Genomic DNA, 25,981 nt, shown 5'->3' on the forward strand with positions numbered 1-25,981 from the left:
AGGACAGTGGTGCAACACTTTCGCCATCTCGACGCAGACACTCGCCGACGAGTGTTCTTCATGCAACCGGAAGACATCGAGACGAGCGACGGAAACGACCTCGTGGCAACGGCTCTCGGCGCAACGCTGTACATCCCGGCCACGCGTCCGGACCTGACGGCAACGGTGAACAAACGCACCGACGAGGGTGTGCGGTCAATCGTCATCGATCTCGAAGACGCTGTCGCAGATCATGATCTGGAAGAAGCGTTGGCCAACACCGTGCGAACTCTCAACGAACTCTCGGGTTCGGGATCGCTGGTGTTCGTTCGGGCTCGTACCGCCGCCCACATCCGCAGCATCTGCGACGGCCTCGACCACGGTGCCGCAGGGCTGGCCGGATTCGTCGTACCGAAGTTCACGGCAGCACGCGGAGCCGAGTTCCTCGACGAGATCGTCGCTGCGTCGAAGACACACGGCACCCGTCTGTTCGCCATGCCGGTCCTCGAATCACCGGAGGTGGTGCACAGGGAGACCCGCGACGCGGAACTGGTTGCCATTCGCGAACTGCTCGGTGAGTACCGCGACGTCGTACTGGCGGTGCGAATCGGTGCCACCGACATGTGCGGCACGTTCGGCATCCGCCGCGACCGCGACCTGACGATCTACGACGTCCGCGTCGTCGCCGACGTCATCAGCGCGATCGTCAATCACCTGGGCCGCTACGACGGTTCGGGATTCGTCATCACCGGACCGGTGTGGGAGTACTTCGCAGACCACGAACGCATGTTCCGTCCCCTGCTGCGTCAGACGCCGTTCGTCGATCAACAGGCCGTACGCTTCCGCCAGCAACTGGTCAGCAGCGACCTCGACGCCCTGCTGCGCGAGGTGGCACTCGACCGCGCGAACGGCATTCAGGGCAAGACCGTCATCCACCCCTCGCACGTACCTGCCGTGCACGCACTGTCCGCGGTGACGCACGAGGAATACCACGATGCACTCGACATTCTCTCCTCCGACCAGGGCGGCGTCCAGGCGTCCGGCTACCGCAACAAGATGAACGAGCTCGGCCCGCACCGCAACTGGGCGAAGCAGACGGTGGTGCGCGCCAGGGCGTTCGGCGTCACCAACGAGGGAATCACGTTCGTGGATCTACTGACCGCACTGGCACAGCGATGAACGCGAACCCGGCCGACGGAATCGCGCTCACCGACACCGGTTCGTCGTCGTCCTGGTCGGCCACGCAGTTGGTGCGGCCAGGTCTGCGTCGCAATCCCCGCCGCGCCCATCTGTTGGTCTCGACGGTGCTCGGCAAACACATCCCTGTGGATCCGGAAGTCGTGATCGCCGCAGGCACCGAACTGGCCGCCCTGGTGCACGCCGCGGTGGACGGTTCCGATGTCGACGTTCTCGGATTCGCCGAGACCGCAACGGGATTGGGCCACACGGTCGCAACGGCTCTGGGCGCGCACTGCTACCTGCACTCGACGCGCCGCGGTGTTCCCGGCATGACGGTGCACGGCGAGTTCGAGGAGGGTCACTCGCACGCCACCGACCACCTGCTGATGCCCACTTCGGCCGACCTTCTCGCCGGCGACCTGCCGTTGATACTGGTCGACGACGAGATCTCGACCGGAGCGACCGCATTGGATGCGTTGCGACAGATTCACTCCACGGCCGGGCGCGCGCACTACGTCATCGCATCCCTGGTGGACATGCGCACCGCCGAGCATCTCGCTGCAGCTGCCGCGGTGGCAACAGAACTCGGCGTTCGGATCGACAACGTGAGCCTGGCACAGGGATCCGTCGAGCTGGAGCCGGGACTGACGCAGACAGTGCTGGACCTGCCGGATCCGGTATTCAATCCCACTGCTGCACAGCCTGGTTCGGTTCATCGAGTCGACGCCCACTGGCCGGCCACCCTGCCCGACGGCGGACGCCACGGATTCCTCCGATCCGATTCGGCAGGTTTCGACTCCGCGATCGACGCCCTCGCAGCCACCGTGGATGCGTCGCTCTCCGAATCGACACCGGTGGTCGTCATCGGCCACGAGGAGCTCATGTATCTGCCGCTTCGGCTGGCGGCGGCCCTGCAGAAACTGGGGCACCGTGCGCTGTTCCAGACCACGACCCGGTCACCGGCGTACGTGCTGGACGTGCCCGACTACCCCCTGCGCCGTGGCTTCGAATTCGCTGCACCCGAGGACGAATCGGGACTGCGCTACCTCTACAACGCGTCCGCCCCGCACGAGACCACACTGGTGCTCGTGGCCGACGCCCCCGCCGACACCGACGCTCTTGCCGCCGCGGCGGAGACACTGGCAGCCTCGGGCACCGACGTACTCCTGGTGGTCGTGACGGGAGCCGACCCGGTGGCGCTCGAGGTTTCCCGGCGCGCACGCCCGCTCCGCGGACCCGAATTCGGCTCCTACGCGGCGGACGAAGTCACGTGGCTGCTCAAAGACCTCTCGTCGCTCTCCCTCGAAGCAGGAATCGAGGAGCGGGAGCAGCGCATTCAAGCCGGCGAGGCCCATTACGCCGAATCGCTTCCGGTCGAGTACCAGCCGGATCTGGCCTACCGCGAACTGTTCGAGAAAGTGCTGCAGGAAAGCGCGTCACGGCTGGCGGTCGCGGTCGGAACCGTCACCGAGGTCGTGCTGGCCGAGCGCGGACACGACATCGCACTCGCGTCATTGGCTCGGGCCGGTACACCCGTCGGAATTCTGATGCGCCGCTGGGCATTCGCGGCCCACGGCATCGAGCTTCCCCACTACGCCGTCTCGATCGTGCGTGATCGAGGCATCGACGCCGTGGCCTTGCGCTACCTCGCCGAACACCACGACTCACGCTCGGTGGTGTTCGTCGACGGCTGGACCGGCAAAGGTGCGATCGCCCGCGAACTCACCGCCGCCCTCCGCGACTTTCCCGGTGCCGAGTTCGACGACGACCTCGCCGTCCTCGCCGATCCTGGCAACTGCGCGCGCACGTACGGCACCCGCGACGACTTCCTCATCGCGTCCGCCTGTCTCAATTCGACTGTCTCGGGCCTGGTTTCACGAACCGTGCTCAACGACAGCCTGATTCGTCCCGGGGACTTCCACGGCGCGAAGTACTACGCCGATCTCGCCCCCGACGACGTCTCGCGTCACCTGCTCGACACCGTCGCTGCGCGGTTCGACGATGTCCGCGGTGAGGTCGATGCCTCGGTGGCTGCGGTGTTGGGCTCCGACCGAACCCCCACCTGGACCGGATGGGCATCGGTGGAGAAGGTGCGTGAAGAATACGGAATCTCGCACGTCAACTTCGTCAAACCGGGCGTCGGCGAGACCACCCGGGTGTTACTGCGTCGTGTCCCGTGGCGGGTACTGGTGCGGGACGCCGATGCGCCCGAGCACGAACACATTCGGATGCTCGCCGCAGCCAGGGGCGTGCCGGTGGACGTGGTGCCCGACCTCGCCTATTCGTGCATGGGGCTGATCAAGAACGTCTCGAACGGGGACCCGTCGTGAGCGCTCTCGTCGCGGTGGATCTCGACCGTACGATGATCTTCTCCGAGGGAGCACTCGGGGTTCCCCTGGACGATTCGTTCGAGTGCGTCGAGATGTACGAGGGAAAACCACTGTCCTACATGAGCTCTCGCGCGGTGACGCTGCTTCGGGAGTTGAGCGAGACGACGGTCGTGGTGCCGACCACCACGCGAACCATCGAGCAGTTTCAGCGGATCGCGTTGCCCGGGGCACCGTGGCGATATGCCATCACCAGCAACGGGGGCAACATCCTCGTCGACGGTGTGCCGGATATGCAGTGGCGCAGCAGGTTCGAGTTGGATCTGGTGGGAATCGGCGCAGAGTTGAGGTCACGGGTCTCCGAGGACTGGGTCCTCAAGTACCGCGAGGCGGACGGGCTGTTCTGCTACCTGGTAGTGAACACGTCTGCCGTGCCCGAGGGCTTCGTCGCGCAGTGGTCGCAGTGGTGCGCCGCTCGGGACTGGAACGTCTCGCAGCAGGGTCGAAAGATCTACACGATGCCCAACGCGGTGTGCAAGAGCTCTGCGGTGGCCGAGGTACGGTCTCGGCTGATCCAGGACGGCACGCTGGAGGCCGACGCTCGACTGTTCGCCGCCGGTGACGGCGCACTCGATGCGGAGATGCTCATGGCCGCCGACTCGGCCGTTCGACCACGGCACGGCGAACTCGAGCTGCTCGGATTCGCCCGGCCGGGCTTGACCGTCACCGACTCCTCCGGCGTCCGGGCCAGCGAGGAGATTCTCGAGTGGCTGCGGAACCGAAGTGCCGTGCGCCGCGTCTAACTGTTCGTCGGGGAGACAGGCAGTGGGGCAAGGGGTGGGCATGACGGATCCGTACGAGGAACTCGCAGCGACGATCGACAACATCGTCACCAGTGCGTTCGTGACGCCGGTCGGCCCCGAATTTCTCGGCTCCGTTCTGCAAGCGGCATTCGAGAAGGCGAACGTGGCCCTCGACTACCGCGGCGAGTTCGAGCCGACCGAGGTGGTCATCACCGAGGCGTTCGAGGTGATGCCGCACGAGCAGATCGTGGCCATGGTCGGATCGCTGGGAACCGACACCATCGGGAACTCGTCCAAGAACTGGAACGACTTGTCCGCTGCCGCTACCACCGGATCCGACGCCTTCCGGTCCGGCATCGAGGCGGCCATGACGTCGGGCTGGTCGGGACCGACAGCCGACGCCGTCCGTGGCGGCGTGGCCGACTACGTGTCGTCTGCGACCGCGCTGTCCACCTCGATGAGCCTGATCAGCAACAAATTACTCGAGGCGCACTCCGGATTCACGCAGACGCAATCGAGGATGCCGCCGGTGGTTGCGGCGCCCGTGAGCAGCATGATCGATTCCCTTCTGCCCATTCCCTTCGCCGCGAAGGACGCAGCGTCCGCCCGCGAGGAGCAGCAGGAAGAAGCTCGTCGAATCATGCGCTCGGTCTACGTACCAGGGGTGTTGCAGTCCGATTCCGAGGTGCCGGTGCTACCGGCAGCGCACAACCCGGTCGCAGACAGTGCCCCCTCCAGCGGAGGCTGGGGACTCGGGAACTCCGCGGGGGACGGCAGCCTCGGTTCGAGTTCCGGAAACCGGAGCGCGAACGGAACAGATTGGGCGGCCCCGACGGCTGCAGGACAGGCACCACCCGGCGGCACCGAAGGTGCCGATACGGGTCGGACCGGTACGCCGTCGGAGCAGGCGGGGGCCGGCGGTTCGGGTTCCTTGCCTCCTGCCGACGACTCCGGTGACACTCGGGCCGCATCGGCCACCGGGCCCGGCACTTCCGGTGGTGCGGGTTCCGGGCTGGGCGCAGGTCCCGGCGGCGGCTACGGCGGAACAGGACCGGGCAGTGGCGGCTTCGCAGGATCCAATGGTTCGGGCTACGGCGGCGCGGGATACGCGGGTGGATCCGGAAACGGTTCCGGTGCCGGATCAGGTTATGGCAGCTCGGTTCTCGGCCCTCCGATCGGCGGCGGGACGGGCGGCGGCGGGGCAGGCAGCAATGGGGCGGGCGGCGGACTCGGCAGCGCAGCAGCGGCCGGCCGCGCGGGAGCGCACGGTATGCCGGGAATGGGTGCCGTGGGGGCACCGGGCACACGGGGAGCGGGCGACAACGACGGCGAACACGCGACTCCCGGTTACCTGGTGGACGTGAGCAACGGCAGCGAACTGATCGGCGATCTGCCCCTCGTCGCACCTCCGGTACTCGGCGGCTGACGATGACGACCTGGACCATGCCCGGCATCGATTTCATGATGCTGTGCAGTCGATTCGGACGCGACCGACTGCCGTACCCCCTGGCGGTCACCATCGACGTCGATACCGTGGACGAACTGCGACAACTGCGGCTCGAGGCGTCGGCGAGGATCGACGCGATGATGGACGATGAGCTCGGCGCAGCTGTTCGGAGCGTCGTCGACCCGATGGTTCGTATCGAATGTCTTTGCGAGACAACCGATTCCCCCTACGCAATCGTGCGCAGCCACGCAGCGATTCGCCACGACACGGCCGCGGTGCTGACTCAACAACCGGGGCCCGACGCCTCCTCCGGTGGTGCCGTCACCATCGAACTGACCGGCCCGGCCCGTGCCCCCGCCCTGGTTCTCGGGCCCGTGCCGAGTATCACGGCCGGCCACCGACCGGCCGAGCGACTCGAACGTGCCACTGCCGCAGCGACATCGGGTGGCACGCATCTGTCCACCGCAACGCGAGGCGCGACCGCGGACGAGCAGTTCCGGTCGTTCTTCGACCGCCCACGGTCGGCAGTCGGCGAGGTCATCGTCGCGCGCGGCAAGACCTACGACAACCGCCGCGACACCGACGCCGTCTCGTTCTTCTGGATGGACTTCGATCGAGACGGTCGGTACATCGTGCACTCCGGAGAGTCGATCGAGATAGCGCCCATCGATACCGCCGGCTTGGCGTCGGAGATCGAAGGGCATGTCACGGTCGCGCTGAGGCAATGACTGCGCGCCCTTGACACCGTATCGATTTTCGATAGGTTATCGATATTCGTTGTTATCGACTATCGATATGGAGGCGGCGGGATGGCATACGGACTGGGCTCGGCACGGGCGAACAAATGGGCGATGGCGTTCTACGCGGCTGCGGCTGTGGTGTGGTCGGGCTGGAGGTTGTGGCAATACCACTCGTCGGACTACGTCAGCGCTACGGTCACTCCGCGGGACAACTCTCCGACTCTCGACCTGTTCGGCGGACAGATACAGCCGGGGAACGTCATCGAGCTCAGTGTCGCCAAGAGTGACGTCCAGCGTCTCATCGGAATGATCGACGTCATGAGGTACGGCGAGATCGTGACCGGCGGAATCGTGATCCTGGTGGGAATCTTCTTCGCATACCGATTCTTCGACAACGTCATCGCAAAAACCCCCTTCAGCTCCGGTGCCGGCATCGACCTGGCCGTGGTCGCCGTCTGCGTGGTGCTGTACCCGGTCGTCACCGGCGGTCTTCGGGTCATGAGCACGAATGCCGTTCAGAGCGCGCTGGAGACGACAGAACTCACCGATACCGCACGTGGCCTCGGCGCGTTCTGGCTGGCCGTGATCACCGCCGTCGTTCTGCAGTTCGTCTACGCGGTTCTCCGCCAGGGGTCCGAGCTCGCCCGCGACACCGATGGCCTGGTCTGATGGTGGAGGAGTTCGTCGACCATCTGGTCGTCTGCCATCTGGGCGAGATTCTCGACGCCCGCGGGATGACGCTCGCCGAGCTCTCGCGTCTGGCCGGAGTCAGCGTGGTCAATCTGTCGGTGCTCAAGAACGACCGCGCCAAGGCCATCCGGTTCTCGACCCTCACCGCCGTGTGCCGCGCCCTCGACTGCACACCCGGCGACCTGTTCACCCTGCGCCAGGTCTGACGGCCGCCGAATCCCAGTGACGCCAGTCGGACAAATCGAACAAGTACATTGGATGGCGGTAACCAGCACTACGAGAGAGAGTCCATCACATTGTCTGCTCCGGCCGGTCAACCGTTGTCCAAGGGTCAGAACGGCCCACTCACCGTCGGTGACGTCGTCGTCTCCATCTCGCTGGCCGTACCCGCGGACCTGTCCGCGCTACTGGTCACCGACGCCGGAAAAGTGCGCACCGACGCCGATTTCGTGTTCTTCAACCAGCCCACCGGCCCCGGCGTACGCCTCGAGCCCGGCCAGGGCGGACCGGCCCGGCTCGCCGTATCGCTCGCCGCAGTTCCCGCCGACATCGAGCAGATCCGCGCTGTCATCACCCTCGACGACGCGTCGAGCAACTTCGGTCGATCCGCCGCTCCCGTCGCCCGAGTGAGCGACGCGACCGGAAATGTGTTGTACGAGTACACGATCGACGGCTTGAGCTCGGAGTCGATCGTGATCGCACTGGAGATCTACCGACGTCAGGGCAGCTGGAAGGTGCGAGCCGTCGGGCAGGGTTACGCAGGTGGCTTCGCCGCACTGGTGACCGACCACGGTGTGTCCGTGGACGACGCCCCCGCTCCCGCACCGACGCCTCCTCCCGCACCCGCGACTCCACCGCCGCCCGCTGCGCCTCCCGCACCACCCGCCGCCCCGGTCCGTGCCGAGGCACCGGAAGTCAGCCTCACCAAGTCCAAGCCCGTCAGCCTCACCAAGGGTCAGAAGGTCACCCTGCGCAAGGACGGCGGCGTGGCTCTGACGGTCATCCGCATGGGCCTCGGCTGGGATCCGGTGACCACTCCGAAGAAGGGCGGACTGTTCGGTGGCGGAGGCCGAGCCGCGAACATCGACCTGGACGCGTCGGCGATCATGCTCGCCGACCGTAACGTCAACGATGTCGTCTATTACGGGCAGCTCAAGGCCAAGGACGGCTCGATCGTGCACCAGGGCGACAACCTCACCGGCGAAGGCGAGGGCGACGACGAGGTCATCGTGGTCGACCTGACGCGGGTACCCAAGCACGTGACCGGCATCGTCTTCACCGTCACCTCGTACCGCGGTCAGACGTTCGAGCAGGTGGCGAACGCATTCTGCCGTCTGGTCGACAACACCACCAACACCGAACTCGCCCGCTTCACCCTGCAGGGCGGCATGCCGTTCACCGGTCTGGTGATGGCCAAGGTGTATCGCCAGGGCAGTGAGTGGAAGCTCCAGGCGATCGGCGACGGCATCCAGGCCAAGCACGCCGGTGAAGCCGTCAAACAGCTCGGCCGCTATATGTGACCTTTCGGGCCCCGGTCCGATCCGAGATGGTCCGATCTGCAGCGCCGTCGAGCACGCCACCGAGCGGGTCGACGGCGCTGCCGTTTCTGATGAGATCCTCGGACGGTCGGTAGATCTGCCGAACGATCAACGCGCACAATCCGATCACGGCGACATCGCGCACCACGACGGTCGCGGTGAACCACTGTTCGGGTAGGCCCTTGTTCTCCACACCCAGGTAGTAGTACATCCGCGGGAACCAGACGAATGCGTCGATCGTCATCCACGCCAACAGAATTCGCCGATGCGGCAGCGCCAGCACGGCCAACGGAACCAGCCACAGCGAATACTGCGGGCTCCATACCTTGTTGGTGAGCAGGAACCCGGCCACCACCAGGAACACCAGTTGCGCGAGACGCGGCCGCGTCGGTGCCGTCGTACCGATGTATGCGATCAGCGCACACACGATGGCGAACAACACGAGTGTCACGGCGTTGAGGACCAACGGTTTGTCGCCCGGGTAGAGGGGGCCGTCGAAACCGGTCCAGCCGGTGAACGAGGTGACGACGTTGTACAGCGAATCCGGGTCGGCACCGCGCTCGGAATTGAGCCGGAAGAATTCGTACCATCCGGACGGATACAGCAGCGCGAGAGGGAGATTGACCGCCAGCCAGGCACCGAGCGCCGCGCAGGCGGTGATGCCCCACTCGCGCATCTTTCCGGTGCGCCAGCACAGCACCAGCAGGGGTCCGAGGAACAGCAGGGGATAGAGCTTGGTGGCACCGCCGAGACCGATCAGAACTCCGGCCAGAACCGGCCGCTTCTTGGCCCACGCCAGCAATCCGGTGAGAGCGAAAGCCGTTGCGAGAGCGTCGAAATTGGTGAATCCGTGCACGATCACCAGCGGCGAGGCCGCCACGAGCGCAGCATCCCAGATGCGGCGTCCGGCAGCTATTGCGGTGGCCCACACGGTGACCAGCCAGGCGACCGCCAATCCCAGGGCAACCACGTTGAAGTAGACCACGACCGGCAGCGCCTGCGGCAGGAAACTCAGTGAGTTCCAGGCTTTTCCGACGACCATCGAGCCATACTGGTACAACCCCGCGAGCACCGGGTACTCCATGTACCTGATCTGACTGGACCCGTCCGCCTTGGTTTCTTCCCAGGACTTCTTGTACGGGAAAGCACCTTGATCGAGTCGCTCCGCCCCGTAGAGCGGCACGGTGTCGGAATAGCACATCGCCACGTACTGACGACTGCCACTCCAGTCGAGTCCGAGCTCGCCGCCCGGTCCCACCGGTGCCTGCTGGATACAGGCTGCCTTGGCGAACCAACCGAAGCACAGGAAGACCACCGCCAGCAGCAGAATTACCCGTAGTGCGGTGAACCAGCGCTGCCGACCGATCAGTGCGTGCTTGCCGACCGGCCCGCCGATGACCGAGGACAGTTCCTCGGTCATCGGATCGGTACGACTGGGCAGATCGCGGTCTGCTGCGCTCGCGGGGTCGAGCCGACCGGGGCTGGCCACTGCTCGACCCTTGCGCTCGGGTTCGGTCGTCACCGCTGGAGTCGTTACTGCCCGGGTGCCGCTGGTTCGGGCGCGGCGGGTTCGGGTGCCGCCGGTTCGGGTTCCGCGGGCTGCGCCGGTGCCAGTCCTGGCAGCGGGATGGTGACGCCGGGCAGAATCTCGACCTGCCGCGGAGTGATGACCACCGGCGGCGAGATCTCCGTCGGAATCGGCAGGGTCACCTGCGGCGGAGCTGTCGACGGTGCCACCGTCGCCGTGGGGGCCGGTGCCGAGTACTGCGGCACCCCGGCCTGACCTGCGATGGCCTCCGGCGTCGGGAAGGTCTCGTTCGAGGTGCCCTCCAACGTGCCGTCCATCGTGTCTTTCCAGATGTCCGACGGTATGCCCGATCCGTAGATCGGTCCGCCGTAACTGTTCTCGAGCGGCAGACCCTGCTCGGTGCCGACCCACACGGCCGTGGACAGTGACGGCGTGTAACCGACCATCCAGGCGTCCTTGTTCTGTCCGGTATCTCCGAGCTGAGCGGTACCGGTCTTGGCCGCCGACTGGCGACCGCCGGCGAGGTTGTGACCGTTGGAGTAGCCGGCAATCGGACGCATCGCCGAGGTCACGTTGTCCGCGACCGCGGCCGAGACGACCTGCTGGCCCGCTTCGGGAGCGCGGTCGAGAAGGACTGTGCCGTCGGCCGTGACGACCTTCTGCACGAAGTGCGGGGTGTGATAGACGCCCGACGCAGCCAAGGTCGCGTAGGCCGAAGCCATGTCGATGACGCGAGACTGGTACTGGCCGAGCACGACTCCGTAGTTGGGGCCTGCGTTGTCGGGCTCGGTGAGGGTGGGTCCGACGCCGTCGATCTCCTGCGGGATGCCGAGCTTGTGCGCCATGTCCGCGATGGCCTGCGGACCGTTGTCCATGCCGAGCATCATGCGATAGAAGCTCGTGTTGAGCGAGCGCTTGAGCGCTTCGGCGATGGTGCACGTTCCACAGGAGGCACCCTCGACGTTGCTGATCTCGATGCCGTTGACGTCGAGCGGCGAGCTGTCGTACATCTTCGAGAGCGGAATGCCCTGATCCAGCGCAGCGGCCAGACCGAACACCTTGAACGAGGACCCGGTCTGCAAGCCGGACTGCGCGAAGTCGAATCCTCGTCCGTCCGCGCCGCCGTAGTACGAGCGGACCGCACCGGTACGGGGATCGATGGACACCGAAGCCGTGCGCAGCTCGGACGGTTCGTTCTCGAGATTGCTGTTCACGGCATCGACCGCAGCCGCCTGGGCTTTCGGATCGATGGTCGTCGTGATCTGCAGTCCCTCGGTGTTGAGGTCCTGCTCACTGACCCCGGCAGCGGACAGCTCGCGCAGCACCTGGGCCTTGATCAGACCGTTCGGACCGGCGTCGTCGGCGTCACCGGAGTCCACCTGTGACGTAGGGACCACCACCGGGAACATCATCGCGGCCCGCTGGGTCGCGTCGAGCTGACCCTGCGAGACCATGCCGTCGAGCACGTAGTCCCAACGAGCTTGCGCGCCGGTGGGGTTGGTTTCGGGATCGAGATTGGAAGGCTGCTGAATGACCGCCGCGAGGACGGCACCCTCCTCGACCGAGAGCTGATCGACGGACTTACCGAAGTACGCCGTCGACGCGGCAGCGATACCGTACGCACCACGGCCGAAGTAGATGGTGTTGAGATACGCGGCGAGAATGTCGTCCTTCGACCACTGACGCGCCATCTTCGAGGAGATGACGAGCTCACGCATCTTGCGGGTCAGCGTCCGATCGTTTCCGACCAACGCGTTCTTCACGTACTGCTGGGTGATGGTCGAACCGCCGCCTGCGCTGTCGCGTCCGAGCACGTTGTCACGGAGCGCTCGACCGAAGCCGGTCACCGAGAATCCGGGATTGGAGTAGAAATCGCGATCCTCGGCCGAGAGCACGGCATTGCGCACATGCTCCGGAATCTGGTCGATCGTCACGTCGGTGCGGTTGCCCTCGGGCGGCACCACCTTGCCGAGCACACTCGCGCCGTCCGCGGCGAAGATCGTGGCGACCTGGTTGGTCCTGATGTCGCCGGGACGCGGCACGTCCTCGACGGTGTACGCCACCATGAAGGCCAGGATCGGCACGATCAGACCCAGGGCGATCAACGCGTACATCGTGCGTCGAACGACCCGCCACTTGGACTTCTTCTTCGTTTTCGCGGCGGGACCTCTTTCGGGCGGCTCGGGCGGTTCGCTGCCCGAGGAGAGAACTGATGGATCGTTCGGTTCGTAGGGCGGTGGCACGGAGCCGGACCGAGTGACGGCCGTCGGGGCAGCGGACCGAACAGGAGGCGCGATGGGCGGCTCTCCGTAGCGACGTTCTCCGTAAGGACGCTCACCTGCGGGACGTCCACTGACCGGATCGACCGGCGGCCTGCCCTGAAAGGGTCGGCTCTGCGGCGGCATCGGTCGCTGGCCCGGAGGGGGTCCGGGTCGCTGCCCGGGAGGAGGTCCAGGACGTTGGCCGGGAGGAGGCATCGGGGGACGACCCTGCGGCGGCATCGGACGCTGCCCGGGAGGAGGTACCGGACGCTGCCCGGCAGGGGGCATCGGGGGACGACCCTGCGGCGGCATCGGACGCCGGCCGGGAGGAGGCACCGGGCGACGACCGGGAGGATCGGAATGTCGACTGCCGCGCGGCGGCCCGGGCACGTCGGGACGCCGTCCGGAGTCGCTACGGCCCGGTTCGTTGCTACCCGGGTTGTTGTCGTAGGGGGAACTCACGTACGAATCTCCAGTAATTTCGGCGGCCGCGTCGAACTCTCGGTGGATGGGATCAGCGGAGCGATTGTGTCACTCACTCGCTGTTCGACGGTTCGGTTGTCGGGAACCCGATCGCGGACGACGGGGTTGTTTGGGCGCGGGAACGGCCCCGAGGACATAGGACTGGACGAGGTGGTTCCAACTGCACGACCTACACACCTCGACCACATGGACCGAGAACTCCTCCTGGGTCGCCGCGAGGCGGACGAGTTCGTCCGCAGTTCTCGCCGACCCGGACAGCGCCCCGAGCTTCTCACCGAACACCCAGGACACCAGCGTGAGCTGCTCCTTGCGGCAGATGGGGCACACCACGTCGCTGCCGCGCCCGTGGAACTTGGCAGCGCGCAGCAGGTACGGATCTGCATCACAGACCGCTGCGACACCCGTCTTACCGGAGTAGACCTCGGCCAGCAGCGACCGACGCTGAAGGGCGTAGTCCACCACCTGTCGCTGAAGTCGCACGAGGACCAGAGTACGTGCGGCCCCTCCGATGCGGACCTGCGAACCCCGCCTCGGCGACGAGCAGGTCCCATTTCGGCCTCGAGACACAGTGCTCCACCTGTTGCGACGCGATGATCCGTCGTTGGTGATCATGGACACTGTGCCGATCCTCGACGCGGGCATGACCGTCCGGTCCCTACACTCGCCCACATGTTCGCCACATCGGGAATACACGTGCGGCCCCGACGGGACGGCGACCTGAGCACCCTCCTACCCATCCTGCAACGTACGCACGAAACACAGCGCTATCCCATGCGCGCAGCGGCGGTGCGCGCCGACTGGCTCGCCGCACCCAACGAACTCGCAGCCTGGGTCGCCGAGCACGAGGGCACCGTCGTCGGACACATAGCGCTGCATCCGACGGCGTCACCGGAACAGGATCCCGGTGCGGACGATGCGAGCGCACAGTGGCAGCGAGCAACCGGGGTGGCTGCCGATCGACTCGCCGTCGTGTCGCGGTTGATGACCGACGGCTCCGTGCCGGGCAGCGGAACGGCGTTGCTCGCACACGCAGTGAATGCGGCACGGAGCGAGGGACGGGCACCGGTGCTGCTCGTCGATCCGAGTAGCGCCGCTCTCGGCTTCTACTGCCGGCGAGGCTGGCACCGAATCGGGACGGCTGCGCAGCAGTGGGGCGAGTACCGAGTCGACGCGGTGCTCATGGTGGCTCCGGTTCGCTGAACCGATAAGCCACTCCACGTTCACCCGCGCTCGGTCACGCCAACAGAGCAAACAGGGCACACACCACTGCACCGCAGAGACGTACGCGGTCTGCTGATCGCAGTCGACTCATCAAGTGTCCGTTGCATCCCGCACGCCCTAGTTCGCCATGGACTGGAGCAGCCACGAATGCAGTCGCGAGCGCGGAGATCACTGCGCCGGCAACGCTGATCAAGGCAGCAAGGTGGGTCGAACCGGACACCAACACCCACAGACACGCAGCAGCGAGTAGTCCGTAGACCAGCCCGACTACGAGGGTGATGCGCCGCGAGTGAGCGTCATGGGCACGCTGCAAGTCGTCGTCCGGCACCTCCGCCAACGCCGGGTAGACGACGGCGGTCACCACCAACTGAAAGCCCAGGTGGAGGGCGGCAGCGGCGGCGAGCGCGTCGACCGGGGTCATGTGTCGCAGGATACGTTCACGGCCGAGTTGTCAGAATATGTATCGGCGCGATACATTCTTCGATAGTGCGGTCAATCGCATCGCGATGATGTGATCGTTGGATTCGAGAAGGGGGAGTTGCATGCTCGAGCTCGCAATTCTCGGACTGCTTCTCGAATCACCCATGCACGGTTACGAGCTCCGCAAGCGGCTGACCGGCCTGCTCGGAGCTTTTCGAGCGTTTTCGTACGGATCGCTGTACCCGGCACTCCGTCGACTTCAAACCGACGGACTCATCGCCGAGGACGCCGGTCCCGACTTGCTCGTGAAGAGACGAGCGAAACGGGTGTATCAGCTCACCCCGCTCGGCAGGGAACGATTTGCCGAACTGGTGGCCGACACCGGACCGCAGAACTACACCGACGACGGTTTCGGCGTACATCTTGCCTTCTTCAGTCGGACTCCCGCGGAAGCTCGAGTCCGCATTCTCGAAGGCAGACGTCGCCAGGTCGAGGAGCGCCGAGAAGGGCTCCGCGACGCTGTGGCCAAGGCGAACGGGACACTCGACCGCTACACCAGGCAGCTACACCAGCTCGGACTCGAATCGAGCGAACGCGAGGTGCGCTGGCTCAACGAAGTCATCGCAGCCGAGCAGGCCGACCCCAACCCAGCACCGTCCCACACAGCACCAAACAGGACAGTCAAGACAGAAGGAGAACCCGACCATGGGTGAGAACAACAACGCAATCCGCGTGGCCATTGTGGGTGTGGGCAACTGCGCCTCATCCCTGGTCCAGGGTGTCGAGTACTACAAGGACGCGGACGAGAACGCCACCGTCCCCGGCCTCATGCACGTCATGTTCGGCAAGTACCACGTCCGCGACGTCGAATTCGTCGCCGCGTTCGACGTGGACGCCAAGAAGGTCGGCTTCGACCTCTCCGAAGCCATCTTCTCCAGCGAGAACAACACCATCAAGATCGCCGACGTACCCCCGAAGGACGTCCACGTCCTGCGCGGACCGACGCTCGACGGCCTCGGCAAGTACTACCGCGAGACCATCACCGAGGCCGACGGCGACGCCGTCGACGTAGCGCAGGCCCTGCGCGACGCCAAGGTGGACGTGCTCGTGTCCTACCTCCCCGTCGGATCCGAAGAAGCCGACAAGTTCTACGCACAGGCCGCCATCGACGCAGGCGTCGCCTTCGTCAACGCACTGCCCGTCTTCATCGCCAGCGATCCCGTCTGGGCCAAGAAGTTCGAGGACGCAGGCGTCCCCATCGTCGGCGACGACATCAAGAGCCAGGTCGGTGCCACCATCACCCACCGCGTCATGGCTAAGCTCTTCGAAGACCGCGGCGTGCAGCTCGACCGCACCATGCAGCTCAACGTCGGCGGCAACATGGACTTCCTCAACATGCTCGAGCGCACCCGCCTCGAGTCGAAGAAGATCTCCAAGACCCAGGCCGTCACGTCGAACCTGCAGAAGGAATTCAACGCCAAGGACGTCCACATCGGACCGTCCGACCACGTCGGCTGGCTCGACGACCGCAAGTGGGCCTACGTCCGCCTCGAAGGCCGCGCCTTCGGTGACGTTCCCCTGAGCCTCGAGTACAAGCTCGAAGTATGGGACTCGCCCAACTCCGCAGGCGTCATCATCGACGCAGTCCGCGCCGCGAAAATCGCCAAGGACCGCGGCATCGGTGGACCCGTCATCCCCGCTTCGGCCTACCTGATGAAGAGCCCGCCGAAGCAACTCGCCGACGACGTCGCTCGCGAACAACTCGAAGCGTTCATCATCGACGCGTAGGGCCCGCAGCTAGACGCGAACTTCCGCCCGCCGGTCCACTCGATGTGACATTGACCCCCGAAAAGGCCACTGAATGTCACATTGAGTACCGGCGGGCGTTCGTCTATCCGGCCGCGGTGATTTCTCGTGGATCGAAGGTCACCTTGATATCCATGATTTTTCCGTTCTCGATTCGCTGCCAGTTGGCGGTGCTCGCCGGGAATGCGATGGACGTATGCAGGTCGAACCACGTCAGTACGTTCGGGCCGTCCACGAAGACGTGGGCGATGTCGATGTCGGTGACGATTTCCGACATTCCTTTCAATCCGGCCACACATTCCGCACCGTTGTCTGCTGTGCCGAGTGGTCCCCGGAACGTCGCGTCCTCGTGCAGGATCGACGCCAGAGTGTCGAAATCCTTCGCCTCCCAGGCCTCGAAGTAGGTTGCTGCAACTTCTTTCGGTGTCTGCGTCATGACATCGAGTCTCGAACGCACCGGACCAGAAGTCCAACAGTTGATAGCGATGATCGTCAGAAGTTCTACTCATAGCCGCAGCTGGAGTTCGCGCGCTATCGTGTGCTCGTGGCCATCGATCCCACTTCGAAGCATCCGGTCCTCGAACGTGTTCGCGCGATGGCATTCGCCTATCCCGAGGTGTCCGAGAAGATCTCCCATGGCCGGCCGACCTTCCGCACCGCTTCGGTGTTCGTCTACTTCGGCGGCGGCGTCAAAGGCGGCGACCAATACGACCTCTCGATCCTGGTCAAATGCGAGAGTGCCGAGGAGCAGCGCGCCTGCGAACTCGAACCCCGCTACTTCCACCCCGCGTACCTCGGCCCGGCCGGCTGGGTGGGCTTCGACCTGAGCGACGCCGACGACGACGTCTGGGCCGAGGCAGCCGAATTGATCGACTGCAGCTACCGCGTCACGGCCCCGAAGCGGAACATCGCCAGACTCGACGCCGGTGAGGGCCCGAATCTGGGAGTGCAGCAGTGGAATTGAGACAGCTGGAGTACTTCGTCGCAGTGGCCGAGGAAGCGAACTTCACTCGCGCCGCAGCCAGAGTGCACATCAGCCAATCAGGCGTCAGCGCACAGATCCGCGCGCTCGAACGCGAACTCGGTGCCGAATTGATCGACAGATCCGGTGGCACAGCAACATTGACCACCGCAGGTCAGGCCGCGCTGACACAAGCCCGCGCGACGCTGGCCGCCGCCGGCTCCGTCAGACAATCCGTCGACGACATCGCCGGACTCCTGCGGGGCTCGCTTCGCGTCGGGATGGTCACCGCCTGCACCGTCCCACAACTGTTCGACGCGTTGGCACGCTTCCATTCGGCGCACCCCGGCGTCGAACTTGCTCTGCAGGAGGGTAATTCCGATCGTCTGGTGGCCGATGTGCGCGCAGGAGAACTCGACATCGCACTCGTAGGTGTCGCAGCTCGGGTCCCGGACGGATTGGAATCGATGGTGGTGATCGACGAACGCATCGTCGCAGCCGTTCCACCGCAGCATCCTCTGGCAGCACAGGGCGAGGCGACGTTGGCGCAGGTGTGCGAGCACCCGATCATCGCCCTTCCTCCCGGCACCGGAATCCGTGCGGTCTTCGACCGGGACTGTGCCGGAGTAGGACTCGCGCCGACGATCGCATTGCAGGCCACCGCCCCCGACGCCGTGGCCGACCTCGCTGCCCGCGGCCTGGGGGTGGCGATCCTCAGCGCATCGATGACGACGTCCTACGACGACACACTCGTTGCCGTGGAGCTCACGGACTCGCAGACCGCCGCGCTGCTGGCCCTGGTCTGGCGGCCCAGGATGAACGCGGCACTGACCGAATTGGTTTCGGTGGCAACGCGCAGCTTCAACGAATCTTTTTGACGCAGAACCACAGTGCGATCAACAGACCCAGCAGGGCCACCGACGGCAGCACGCCGGGATTGCCCCCGATGATCCCGGCTACCGCAACGATCAGCGCCACGAGCGCGAAGAATCCCAGAATGCCCGCCAGCAACTGAAGATGGTCCTGAGCGGTCACGATTTGACGCCGCCCGCCGTCAGTCCGGAGATGATTCGACGCTGGAACAGCAGCACCATGATCACCAGTGGAATCGCCACGATGGTGCCCGCGGCCATGATCGCGGCATACGGCACCACCAACGGATCGTTGCCGGTGAACCGCGCGATGGCCACGGTGACCGGTTCGGTCCTGTCACTCGAGAGCTGACTGGCCAGCAGGTACTCGTTCACGGCTGCGATGAACGCGAGGATCGCCGTGGTGAACAGGGCAGGTGCGGCAAGTGGGAGCATCACCAGGCGGAATGCTTGGAAGCGCCCGGCACCGTCGATCCTTGCGGCTTCTTCGAGCTCCCAGGGCAATTCGGCGAAGAACGCGGCCAAGGTGTAGATCGTCAACGGCAGCACGAACGAGATGTTGGGGATGACCATCGCCTGGTAGCTGCCGATCCACCCGATGTTGGTGAAGAATTGGAACAGCGGGGTCACCAATGCTACGACGGGGAACATCGACGCACCCAGGATGATGCCTGTCACCACGTACTTGAAGCGGAAGTCGATGCGGGACAGCGCGTATGCCGTGAAGACGCCGATGACCAACGCGATCAGCGTGGTCGCGCCGCCCACGATCAGACTGTTCCCTACCGCACGTAGGAAATTATTGCCGTTCGCCGTCGACAACGCGTTCTCGAAGTTCTCCCACGTGACGTGCGTCGGCCACGGCGTCGTGTCGAAGGTGTAACGCTGGTCGCGGAATGCAGTGACGACCATCCAATAGAACGGTGCCAGTCCCCAGACGAGGATGACGACGACACCGAGATAGATTCGGGCCTGTTTCATTGCCCGGCCCCCTTGCGCTGATTCTCCTGGGTGGCAACGGCATTGGCCCCGAGAAACTTCACCAGGATGAAGGCCACGATGAAGATCATGACGAACGAGATGGTCGACAGCGACGCAGCGCTGTTGAACCCCTGCCGGATCTGCTCCACCACCAGGATGGAGATGGTTCGCGTGGCGGGGTTGCCCTCGGTGAGGATGGCCGGCAAGTCGTACATGCGCAGTGCGTCCATCGTGCGGAACAGAATTGCCACCATGAGCGCCGGCTTGACCAGCGGCAGTGTGATCTTGGTGAACCGCTGCCACGCCGACGCCCCGTCGACACGAGCAGCCTCGTAGACGTCGGCGGGAATCATCTGCAGCCCGGCCAGAATCAACAGCGCCATGAACGGCGTCGTCTTCCACACGTCGGCGATGATCACTGCAAAACGAGCGGGCCAGGCGTCGCCGGTCCACAGAATGTTCGTTCCCAGAATGCGATTGGCGATGCCGTCGTACGCGAAGATGAAGTACCAGAGCTTGGCGGTGACAGCCGTCGGGATGGCCCAGGGGATCAGGATCGCGGCGCGGAGCAGGGCGCGTCCGGCGAAGGTCTTGCCCATGATCACGGCCATCGCGAAGCCGATGACGACCTCGATGGACACCGTCACGACGGTGAAGAACGCCGTGTTACCGACCGCGCCCCAGAACTGAGACCCTAGAGTTCCCGGCGGGCAGGGCACCGACGTGCCCGAAGCCGAGGTGCACTGCTGCAGAATCCAATGCGTGTAGTTGTCGAAGCCGGCCGATCCGCCGGTGACGAACATGCCGGTAGCGGGATCGAGACCTGGGTCCTTGGAGAAGGACATCACCAGCGCGCGAATCACCGGGTAGACGATGACGATCGCGAGGATCACCATCGTCGGTGCGATCAGCAGCCAGGCCCGACCCTGCGTCAGGCCGAAGCGCTTGTTCTTGGACCGCACATGCCGACCGCGGCCGGGGGACGAGCCCCCGGCCGCGGTGGTTGCGCCGGCCCCACTGGTCACACCAGCAGGTACAGCCATTGGTTCTCCCGAAAATCAGTTGGCGCCGGCGGTTTCGATACCGGCCTGCATGTCGGTGATCGCCTGGTCCACGCTCTTCTCGCCCTTGATGGCGGCAGACACGTTGTCCTGCACGGCCTTCGAGACGGCCGGGTAGAACGGGGTGACAGGGCGCGGGACGGCATTCTCGATGGACGCCTTCAATGCGGGAAGGTACGGCATCGCAGCGATCAGTGCGGGATCGTCGTACAGCGACGAGAGCACGGGCGGCAAAGCGCCCTCGGCGATGATGCGCTGAGCCTTCTCGCCCTGCATGAATCGCAGGAAGTCGGCAGCCGTGGCCTTGTTCTCGGAGTAGGCGCTGATCGCGGCGTTGTATCCACCGAGCGTCGACGTGCCGACGCCGGTGACCCCGGGAAGCGGTGCGACCGCGTACTTGCCGGCCACAGCCGAACCCTCCTCTGCGGCGGTGCCGTAAACGTACGGCCAGTTGCGCAGGAACAGTGTCTTTCCGTCCTGGAACGCCTGCTGGCTCTCGGACTCCTTGAATGTGGTGTCCTGGGCCGGGATGACGCCTGTCTCGAACGCGGTGACCAGGGTCTGCAGTCCGGCCTTGGCCTCCGGGCTGTCGACGGTGGGGGTCTTGCCGTCTTCGCCGACAATCGATCCGCCGTGCGCGTTGATGATCTCCGACGCGTTGGCCGTCAGACCCTCGTAGGGGGCGAATTGCCCTGCGTAGCAGTCGATGTTGTTGTCGCGCGCGACCTGGCAATCCTCGGTGAGCTCGGCCCAGGTGGTGGGTGCCTCGGGGAGCAGATCACTGCGGTAGTAGAGCAGTCCGCCGTTGGTGTTCTTCGGCGCGGCGTACTGCTTGCCGTTGTAGGTCGCACTCGCGACGGTCGCGGGCAGAACGCCTGCGTTGTCGAGTGCGAATTCACCCTCGAGCGGCACGAGCCAGCCCTTGGCTGCGAACTCGGCGGTCCAGACGACGTCGAGTGCCATCACGTCGTAGTCGCTCTGCTGGGCCTGGAGCTGTTGAACGAAGTCGTCGTGGGCCTGATCGGCGTCGGCGGACTGTTCCTTGAAGGTGACCTGCTCATCGGGGTTGGCGGCGTTCCACTCCGAGATGATCTGCTGGACGACACCGGTCTCGGTGGTGTCCTGTCCCTCTACATAGGTGATAGGTCCACGGCCGTCGGCATTTTCGGACGCAGCGCCCGAATCGCCGCTCGATCCGCTGTCGCTCGAACATCCGGTGAGCGTCAGCAGCGTAGCTGCTGTCGCAACCACTGCCACCTTCGTGATCAAAGACGCCATTGTTCTCTCCACTTACTTCTACGCGGTGGTATGTGCCCGGAGTTGGGCACGCAGAATCTCGCTGTGATGCTCCCCCTGACACATATGTCGATGGGTACTGTGGCACACATCGCACCGCGCAGTGGTCATTTTTGCCTTCCTGAATCGGTCAACCCGGGGGTGTCGGAGAGGGCCGGTAGCGTCTCGCTCATGAGTTCGGACAAGATGCTGACGCGGATCGGTGGGCTACTTCGCCAAGCCGAGTCCACCGACAACCCATACGAGGCCGAGGCCTTCATGGAGGCCGCTCAGCGTTTGGCGACGTCGGCATCGGTCGATCTGGCGGTGGCGCGCTCGCACAGTGCGTCCAGGGAGCGACAGGCGACGCCGAGCCAGAAGGTCATCCCCATCGGAGAACCGGGCAAGCGTGGACTCAAGACCTACGTGCATCTGTTCGTGGCCATCGCGCACGCCAACGACGTTCAGTGCGACGTGTCTCGATCGTCGACGCAGGTGTTCGCCTACGGTTTCGACTCCGACATCGAGACCACCGAGGCGCTGTATTCCTCACTGTTGATCCAGATGGTGCGAGCATCGGACGCGTACATCAAATCCGGCGCGTACCGGTCCGAGACGGCCATCCGCACCGTCACCGAGATCAAGAATCGCCGACGCTACACCCGACGCGAGGAAGTGCCGGTCGCTGCGGTGACGGCTCGGCTGAACTTCCAGACCGCATTCGCGTCGCGCATCGGTCAGCGGCTCGGCGACGTGAAGAAGGACACCGAAGCCAAAGCCATCGAACAAGAACAACAGGGCGCTGGGACAGCACTGGTGTTGCGCAACAAGGAGATCGAACTCCAGGACTACTACCGGAAGACCTCGACTGCTCGGGGACACTGGCGCGGCCAGAGCGCGAACGCCGGGTACTCCGAGGGCGCACGAAAGGCCGGCGACCGCGCGGGGCGAAACGCGAAGATCGGCGGTCATGCCGAAATAGACGCAGCAAGCAGGCAGCTGGGACGCTGACCACTGCGTTCGCTGTGAAGAAGCGAGCAGTACCTCGCCCGGTGGTCCGGTGGTGTCGGTAACGGTCGCATCGATCTCGGCTATCGACGTACCGAACATTCGGAGCACCACGGCTGTATCGACCGTTTCGGAAACCGCCACGACCGAACCATGTTCGGTGAGTACAGCAGCACAGTCGAGTTCTGCGCGTCCCCAGCTTCCGCCGCGCTGCCACCGAGCTTCAGGTCTCGCGGGTCGCCGGTCGTTCGCGCAAACGCGCGCGCATTCGCCAGGTGCGCACCGATTCGCGTCGAATTCAGGGCGAATCTGCTCGCGGATGACAAACGCGCGCGCGTTTGCGGGAGACTGGGGGCGCGGCGGAAACTGGGGCGTAGCGGCGGGGTCAGTCGAGGCGGGAGAGCACCACGCGCAGGCCGATGACACTGGCGATGGGGAACAGGGCCGCGACCAGCCACGGGATGGCTGCGCCCCAACCGGTGGCGGGGGATGCGTCGATCACCACGCCGAGTGCGGTCGATCCGATGAGCACTCCGATGCCCCCGAGCGAGGCCATGAAACCGTAGTACGAACCGAGTCGACGTTCGGCGGCCATGCGCGGCACCAGATCTCGCGCTTGGGGCATGGCGATCATCTGCCCCAGCGCGAGCAGCAGGACGAAGAGCGCAGCCGGGATCAGCCCGAGCAGGCCTTTCAACTCCAGAGGACTGAACACCGCCACGAGCGCGAACGATGCTGCCATGACGGCGAATCCGATCGGCAGCGTGATTCGCGGTGATACCCCGGCGACGCGTCGGGTAATGGGCAGTTGTGCCGTCACCACGAGAACTGCCGAGATCGCGAAGAACCAGCCCAGCACCGTCTGCGAGCCCCAGGCGCGTTCGACCTCGAGTGGCAACAGCAGGTACAGCTGGTTGTAGGCGACCAACTGCGCGCTCATCGCCACCGCGAACAGCACGAAGGTCCGGTTGCGTACCACGTCGGTCCAACCCGAGAGCCACGGGTCGTCGCGATGTTCGCCGCGCTCACGCGGCAGCCACCGCATGTGAGCGGCGATGACCAGAACGAAGATGGCCGCAGCCACGAGGCACGCGATCCTGAAATCGACGAGCAACAGTACCGATCCGACGAGCGGGCCGGTGAAGGAGCCGATCTGGCTGCACACCGACATCAGCGCGAAGCTCTCGACGCGCGTGGCTCCGCCGTCGCGTTCGCTCTTGCCCGCTTCGATCGCCACTGCGGATTCGACTGCAGGGGAGAACAATGCGGCTGCGAATCCCACCAGCACCGTGGCGATAAGCACATCAGGCAGCGAATCGGCGAAGGCGAGACCGACGAATCCCAGCACCCGCAACACACACCCGACGAGTACGACCGGCTTGATTCCCCACCGATCGGCGAGGGTGCCACCGACGAAGAACAGTCCCTGTTGCGAGAAGGTCCTGATCCCGAGGACCACACCGACGAGCGCGGCCCCGAGCCCGAGATCGGCCGTCAGATGCACCGACAGATACGGCAACACCATGAAAAAGCCGATGTTGAAGGTCATTTGAGTCAGGACGAGCAAACGGACGGTAGGCGTGGCTCGCCGCAGATCGACCAGAAACGACCACCGCCACCGCGTCGGAGATCCGTCGGTCCTCGTGCTCACGTACTGCGTCCTCCTGCGTCGACTTTCTCGATGACGCTACCGGTCTTGCGCACCCGCCCCGAGGTGGCACCAGCGAGCGAGACTGCGAGAACGGCGAGTGCGATCAAGGACGCGAGTGGAGCAGCAGTGACCCACGGTGCCCGCTCGACGGCGGCGACCCCGTCGGACAGTATCAATCCCCAATCCGCAGTGGGGGGTTGCGGACCGAGGCCGAGGAATCCGAGAGCGGCCAGAGCGAGGGCGACACCGGGGAGCCGAATCATGGCGTGTCGCAGCACTACCGGAACGACGCTGGGCACGATGGACCCGAACAGGATTCGCGCAGTGCCTGCCCCGAATGTCGGCAGGATGGAAATGTAGGGCCGAGCGCGGGTCTCCTCGACGAGAGCGGCTGTGTGCGCGGCGAGCGGAGCCCACGTGACGATGAGGACGGCAACGGCCGCTCCGCCTGCACTCGGACCCCAGATCGCTGCGATCAGTATGCCGGTGACGACGGGTGGTGCCGCATTGGTGACCTCGACCAGCCCACGGGAGGCCCGCGGAATCAGTCCCATCAGCACGCCGACCACCAGCGCCGCGAGCGTCACGGCAAGCGAGAGACCGATGGAGCGCAGTGCGCCGTCGGCGACGCGGGCCAACAGATCTCGACCCGAGGCGTCAGTTCCGAACGGGTGGGCCGGCGACGGAGCCGCGAACTTCTCCCGCGTCGTCGCCTGGCCGTCGCGCGGGAGCCCAGCGAGCACCATGACCAGCAGGACCGACGCCGCAGCGATCGGCACCAGCCACCGTCGCGGCGACGGGTGGAAGACGCCGGACGGGATGGGCATCGCCTTCTCGTGCAGTGCGCTACCGAGCAGCAACCGTCGGGCCAGTTCGGCGGAAATCCCCAGAACGGCACTGACGGCCAGCAGTAACAGGATGTCGATCTGCAGGGCGGGAAGATCCTGCGATTGTGCATCGCCGAGGGTGGTGCGACCCAATCCCGGTATGGCAAAGACTTTTTCGACGGCCACAGCCCCGCCGGTCATCGCGACCATGATCAGACCGATCTGCGATGCGAGGCCGGGAAGGGCACGTCGCAGAACCGCACCTGCGATCTGTGGCCGCGAGAAGCCTGCGACCGTCCACGTGATGACCCACCCCTCGGTGAAGGTGACGGCGATCGCGTCGGCGAGCAGTCGCCCGATCAGCCCGCCCGCAGGCAAACCGAGTGCGAGCCCGGGCAGCACCGCGTACTCGGGACCGTTCCAGCCGTAGGCCGGAAACGACAACCACACGGCACCGAGAACGACGAGTACCGACGCGAGCAGAAACTCCGGCATCGACGTGAGCGCGGCCGCGACGCCGCCCCCGGTCCGTCTCGGCGTACCGCGGAGCCCGGCCCGAACGCTGGGAACGACCACGAGGGCGGCGGCGGCGATCGCAACGACCATAGCGAAACCCATCAGTGTCAGCGACACCAGCAGCGCATCGAGGGCCCCGGGTAGCACCGGTTCACCTGTGTTCCAGGATGTTCCGGGATTGCCCGACGCGATGCCGGTGAGCCAGTCCCAGAACATCCGAAGCGGCCCGGCATCGAGGCCGAGGTCGCGGCGAATGGCTGCCAGGGCCTCGGGGGTTGCTTCCTGCTCGGCCGAGCGGGCCCGCAGAATGCTCAGTGCCGGATCGCGATCGGACAGCCACGGCAGCATTCCGACGAGGAGGACGACACCGGCGACGGCAACCAGCCGCGAGGCGGTTGTTCTCACTG

General features: G+C 65.3%; 25 protein-coding genes. 14 read left to right on the forward strand and 11 right to left on the reverse strand.

Going from position 1 to position 25,981, the window contains the following annotated elements:
* The first annotated feature begins 9 nt into the window (after positions 1 to 9).
* The 8 genes from NY08_RS17100 to NY08_RS17135 all read left to right on the forward strand — a co-directional run bounded on the left by NY08_RS17100 (position 10) and on the right by NY08_RS17135 (position 8,685).
* Positions 10 to 1,158: an HpcH/HpaI aldolase/citrate lyase family protein gene (locus tag NY08_RS17100; RefSeq protein ID WP_032397329.1), complete on the forward strand. Its 1,149-nt coding sequence runs from the start codon at positions 10 to 12 to the stop codon at positions 1,156 to 1,158.
* Positions 1,155 to 3,488 carry a phosphoribosyltransferase gene (locus NY08_RS17105; RefSeq protein WP_082073854.1) on the forward strand — a complete coding sequence of 778 codons (2,334 nt, stop codon included), beginning with the start codon at positions 1,155 to 1,157 and terminating at the stop codon, positions 3,486 to 3,488. Before NY08_RS17100 ends, NY08_RS17105 begins: the two co-directional genes overlap by 4 nt.
* A complete protein-coding gene (locus NY08_RS17110; protein ID WP_052683855.1) occupies positions 3,485 to 4,288 on the forward strand; it encodes a hypothetical protein in 804 nt (267 codons plus the stop codon). The genes NY08_RS17105 and NY08_RS17110 overlap by 4 nt, the downstream gene beginning before the upstream one ends.
* A 40-nt stretch (positions 4,289 to 4,328) precedes the next feature.
* Complete coding sequence (locus tag NY08_RS25275) at positions 4,329 to 5,714, forward strand: PPE domain-containing protein (protein ID WP_052683856.1); 1,386 nt, start codon at positions 4,329 to 4,331, stop codon at positions 5,712 to 5,714.
* A gap of 2 nt (positions 5,715 to 5,716) precedes the next feature.
* Entirely contained in the window at positions 5,717 to 6,463 is a 747-nt protein-coding gene (locus NY08_RS17120; RefSeq protein WP_045197693.1) for an ESX secretion-associated protein EspG, read from the forward strand.
* Positions 6,464 to 6,544: 81 nt separating this feature from the next.
* Positions 6,545 to 7,144, forward strand: coding sequence for a hypothetical protein (locus tag NY08_RS17125; RefSeq protein WP_235386941.1), 600 nt, complete (start codon positions 6,545 to 6,547; stop codon positions 7,142 to 7,144).
* Positions 7,144 to 7,371, forward strand: a complete 228-nt coding sequence (locus NY08_RS17130) for a helix-turn-helix domain-containing protein (RefSeq protein WP_045197695.1) — start codon at positions 7,144 to 7,146, stop codon at positions 7,369 to 7,371. The genes NY08_RS17125 and NY08_RS17130 overlap by 1 nt, the downstream gene beginning before the upstream one ends.
* A 90-nt stretch (positions 7,372 to 7,461) precedes the next feature.
* The gene (locus NY08_RS17135; RefSeq protein WP_235386943.1) at positions 7,462 to 8,685 is read left to right on the forward strand and encodes a TerD family protein; all 1,224 of its coding nucleotides are present in this window, start codon (positions 7,462 to 7,464) and stop codon (positions 8,683 to 8,685) included.
* On the opposite strand, the gene NY08_RS17140 is transcribed toward NY08_RS17135, so the two are convergent.
* From NY08_RS17140 to NY08_RS17150, 3 genes are all read right to left on the reverse strand, one after another.
* The gene (locus tag NY08_RS17140) at positions 8,660 to 10,123 is read right to left on the reverse strand and encodes a glycosyltransferase family 87 protein (protein ID WP_045200639.1); all 1,464 of its coding nucleotides are present in this window, start codon (positions 10,121 to 10,123) and stop codon (positions 8,660 to 8,662) included. The two genes, NY08_RS17135 and NY08_RS17140, sit on opposite strands and share 26 nt — an antisense overlap.
* A 113-nt stretch (positions 10,124 to 10,236) precedes the next feature.
* Positions 10,237 to 12,345 carry a transglycosylase domain-containing protein gene (locus NY08_RS17145; RefSeq protein ID WP_045200640.1) on the reverse strand — a complete coding sequence of 703 codons (2,109 nt, stop codon included), beginning with the start codon at positions 12,343 to 12,345 and terminating at the stop codon, positions 10,237 to 10,239.
* A gap of 678 nt (positions 12,346 to 13,023) precedes the next feature.
* On the reverse strand, positions 13,024 to 13,455 hold the full coding sequence (locus tag NY08_RS17150; RefSeq protein WP_179273674.1) for a DUF5318 domain-containing protein: 432 nt from the start codon (positions 13,453 to 13,455) through the stop codon (positions 13,024 to 13,026).
* 189 nt (positions 13,456 to 13,644) lie between these two features.
* Here NY08_RS17150 and NY08_RS17155 point away from each other — a divergent pair, with 189 nt between their 5' ends.
* On the forward strand, positions 13,645 to 14,175 hold the full coding sequence (locus tag NY08_RS17155) for a GNAT family N-acetyltransferase (protein WP_045197697.1): 531 nt from the start codon (positions 13,645 to 13,647) through the stop codon (positions 14,173 to 14,175).
* Positions 14,176 to 14,209: 34 nt separating this feature from the next.
* Here the strand turns inward: NY08_RS17155 and NY08_RS17160 are convergent, their stop codons facing one another.
* Positions 14,210 to 14,617 (reverse strand): hypothetical protein, encoded by a 408-nt coding sequence (locus NY08_RS17160; RefSeq protein ID WP_045197699.1) that lies wholly within the window; start codon positions 14,615 to 14,617, stop codon positions 14,210 to 14,212.
* Between the two features lie 121 nt (positions 14,618 to 14,738).
* On the opposite strand from NY08_RS17160, the gene NY08_RS17165 reads away from it, so the two are divergent.
* Together NY08_RS17165 and NY08_RS17170 are read left to right on the forward strand one after the other, a co-directional pair.
* The gene (locus NY08_RS17165) at positions 14,739 to 15,329 is read left to right on the forward strand and encodes a PadR family transcriptional regulator (protein ID WP_032396938.1); all 591 of its coding nucleotides are present in this window, start codon (positions 14,739 to 14,741) and stop codon (positions 15,327 to 15,329) included.
* A complete protein-coding gene (locus NY08_RS17170; protein WP_032396939.1) occupies positions 15,322 to 16,404 on the forward strand; it encodes an inositol-3-phosphate synthase in 1,083 nt (360 codons plus the stop codon). Before NY08_RS17165 ends, NY08_RS17170 begins: the two co-directional genes overlap by 8 nt.
* A 103-nt stretch (positions 16,405 to 16,507) precedes the next feature.
* Here NY08_RS17170 and NY08_RS17175 read toward each other — a convergent pair whose 3' ends face one another.
* Positions 16,508 to 16,858, reverse strand: coding sequence for a nuclear transport factor 2 family protein (locus tag NY08_RS17175; RefSeq protein ID WP_045197701.1), 351 nt, complete (start codon positions 16,856 to 16,858; stop codon positions 16,508 to 16,510).
* A 108-nt stretch (positions 16,859 to 16,966) separates the two neighbouring features.
* On the opposite strand from NY08_RS17175, the gene NY08_RS17180 reads away from it, so the two are divergent.
* Both NY08_RS17180 and NY08_RS17185 read left to right on the forward strand, forming a co-directional pair.
* The gene (locus NY08_RS17180) at positions 16,967 to 17,386 is read left to right on the forward strand and encodes an MmcQ/YjbR family DNA-binding protein (protein WP_442970759.1); all 420 of its coding nucleotides are present in this window, start codon (positions 16,967 to 16,969) and stop codon (positions 17,384 to 17,386) included.
* Positions 17,377 to 18,261 carry a LysR family transcriptional regulator gene (locus tag NY08_RS17185; protein ID WP_045197703.1) on the forward strand — a complete coding sequence of 295 codons (885 nt, stop codon included), beginning with the start codon at positions 17,377 to 17,379 and terminating at the stop codon, positions 18,259 to 18,261. The genes NY08_RS17180 and NY08_RS17185 overlap by 10 nt, the downstream gene beginning before the upstream one ends.
* On the opposite strand, the gene NY08_RS26300 is transcribed toward NY08_RS17185, so the two are convergent.
* From NY08_RS26300 to NY08_RS17200, 4 genes are read right to left on the reverse strand one after another with little or no spacing between them, the layout of a single operon-like run.
* A complete protein-coding gene (locus tag NY08_RS26300) occupies positions 18,245 to 18,418 on the reverse strand; it encodes a hypothetical protein (protein WP_179272810.1) in 174 nt (57 codons plus the stop codon). The two genes, NY08_RS17185 and NY08_RS26300, sit on opposite strands and share 17 nt — an antisense overlap.
* Positions 18,415 to 19,236: a carbohydrate ABC transporter permease gene (locus NY08_RS17190; protein WP_045197705.1), complete on the reverse strand. Its 822-nt coding sequence runs from the start codon at positions 19,234 to 19,236 to the stop codon at positions 18,415 to 18,417. Before NY08_RS17190 ends, NY08_RS26300 begins: the two co-directional genes overlap by 4 nt.
* Complete coding sequence (locus NY08_RS17195; RefSeq protein ID WP_200893128.1) at positions 19,233 to 20,279, reverse strand: carbohydrate ABC transporter permease; 1,047 nt, start codon at positions 20,277 to 20,279, stop codon at positions 19,233 to 19,235. The genes NY08_RS17190 and NY08_RS17195 overlap by 4 nt, the downstream gene beginning before the upstream one ends.
* 15 nt (positions 20,280 to 20,294) lie before the next feature.
* The gene (locus NY08_RS17200) at positions 20,295 to 21,575 is read right to left on the reverse strand and encodes an ABC transporter substrate-binding protein (protein WP_032396943.1); all 1,281 of its coding nucleotides are present in this window, start codon (positions 21,573 to 21,575) and stop codon (positions 20,295 to 20,297) included.
* 189 nt (positions 21,576 to 21,764) lie between these two features.
* Between NY08_RS17200 and NY08_RS17205 the strand changes: the two genes are divergently transcribed.
* A complete protein-coding gene (locus tag NY08_RS17205; protein WP_045197708.1) occupies positions 21,765 to 22,583 on the forward strand; it encodes a DUF2786 domain-containing protein in 819 nt (272 codons plus the stop codon).
* 382 nt (positions 22,584 to 22,965) lie between these two features.
* Here NY08_RS17205 and NY08_RS17210 read toward each other — a convergent pair whose 3' ends face one another.
* Positions 22,966 to 24,231 (reverse strand): MDR family MFS transporter, encoded by a 1,266-nt coding sequence (locus tag NY08_RS17210; protein WP_045197709.1) that lies wholly within the window; start codon positions 24,229 to 24,231, stop codon positions 22,966 to 22,968.
* Positions 24,228 to 25,979: an ABC transporter permease subunit gene (locus tag NY08_RS17215; protein WP_045197711.1), complete on the reverse strand. Its 1,752-nt coding sequence runs from the start codon at positions 25,977 to 25,979 to the stop codon at positions 24,228 to 24,230. The genes NY08_RS17210 and NY08_RS17215 overlap by 4 nt, the downstream gene beginning before the upstream one ends.
* Positions 25,980 to 25,981: the final 2 nt, after the last annotated feature.

This window comes from Rhodococcus sp. B7740 (assembly GCF_000954115.1).
Lineage (GTDB): Bacteria > Actinomycetota > Actinomycetes > Mycobacteriales > Mycobacteriaceae > Rhodococcoides.

Coding starts and splice junctions, on each gene's coding strand:
- NY08_RS17105 (WP_082073854.1), top strand. CDS start 1,155: ATGAACGCGAACCCGGCCGACGGAATCGCGCTCACCGACACCGGTTCG.
- NY08_RS25275 (WP_052683856.1), top strand. CDS start 4,329: ATGACGGATCCGTACGAGGAACTCGCAGCGACGATCGACAACATCGTC.
- NY08_RS17120 (WP_045197693.1), top strand. CDS start 5,717: ATGACGACCTGGACCATGCCCGGCATCGATTTCATGATGCTGTGCAGT.
- NY08_RS17125 (WP_235386941.1), top strand. CDS start 6,545: ATGGCATACGGACTGGGCTCGGCACGGGCGAACAAATGGGCGATGGCG.
- NY08_RS17130 (WP_045197695.1), top strand. CDS start 7,144: ATGGTGGAGGAGTTCGTCGACCATCTGGTCGTCTGCCATCTGGGCGAG.
- NY08_RS17140 (WP_045200639.1), bottom strand. CDS start 10,123: ATGACCGAGGAACTGTCCTCGGTCATCGGCGGGCCGGTCGGCAAGCAC.
- NY08_RS17145 (WP_045200640.1), bottom strand. CDS start 12,345: ATGTACGCGTTGATCGCCCTGGGTCTGATCGTGCCGATCCTGGCCTTC.
- NY08_RS17155 (WP_045197697.1), top strand. CDS start 13,645: ATGTTCGCCACATCGGGAATACACGTGCGGCCCCGACGGGACGGCGAC.
- NY08_RS17160 (WP_045197699.1), bottom strand. CDS start 14,617: ATGACCCCGGTCGACGCGCTCGCCGCCGCTGCCGCCCTCCACCTGGGC.
- NY08_RS17165 (WP_032396938.1), top strand. CDS start 14,739: ATGCTCGAGCTCGCAATTCTCGGACTGCTTCTCGAATCACCCATGCAC.
- NY08_RS17170 (WP_032396939.1), top strand. CDS start 15,322: ATGGGTGAGAACAACAACGCAATCCGCGTGGCCATTGTGGGTGTGGGC.
- NY08_RS17175 (WP_045197701.1), bottom strand. CDS start 16,858: ATGACGCAGACACCGAAAGAAGTTGCAGCAACCTACTTCGAGGCCTGG.
- NY08_RS17190 (WP_045197705.1), bottom strand. CDS start 19,236: ATGAAACAGGCCCGAATCTATCTCGGTGTCGTCGTCATCCTCGTCTGG.
- NY08_RS17195 (WP_200893128.1), bottom strand. CDS start 20,279: ATGGCTGTACCTGCTGGTGTGACCAGTGGGGCCGGCGCAACCACCGCG.
- NY08_RS17200 (WP_032396943.1), bottom strand. CDS start 21,575: ATGGCGTCTTTGATCACGAAGGTGGCAGTGGTTGCGACAGCAGCTACG.
- NY08_RS17205 (WP_045197708.1), top strand. CDS start 21,765: ATGAGTTCGGACAAGATGCTGACGCGGATCGGTGGGCTACTTCGCCAA.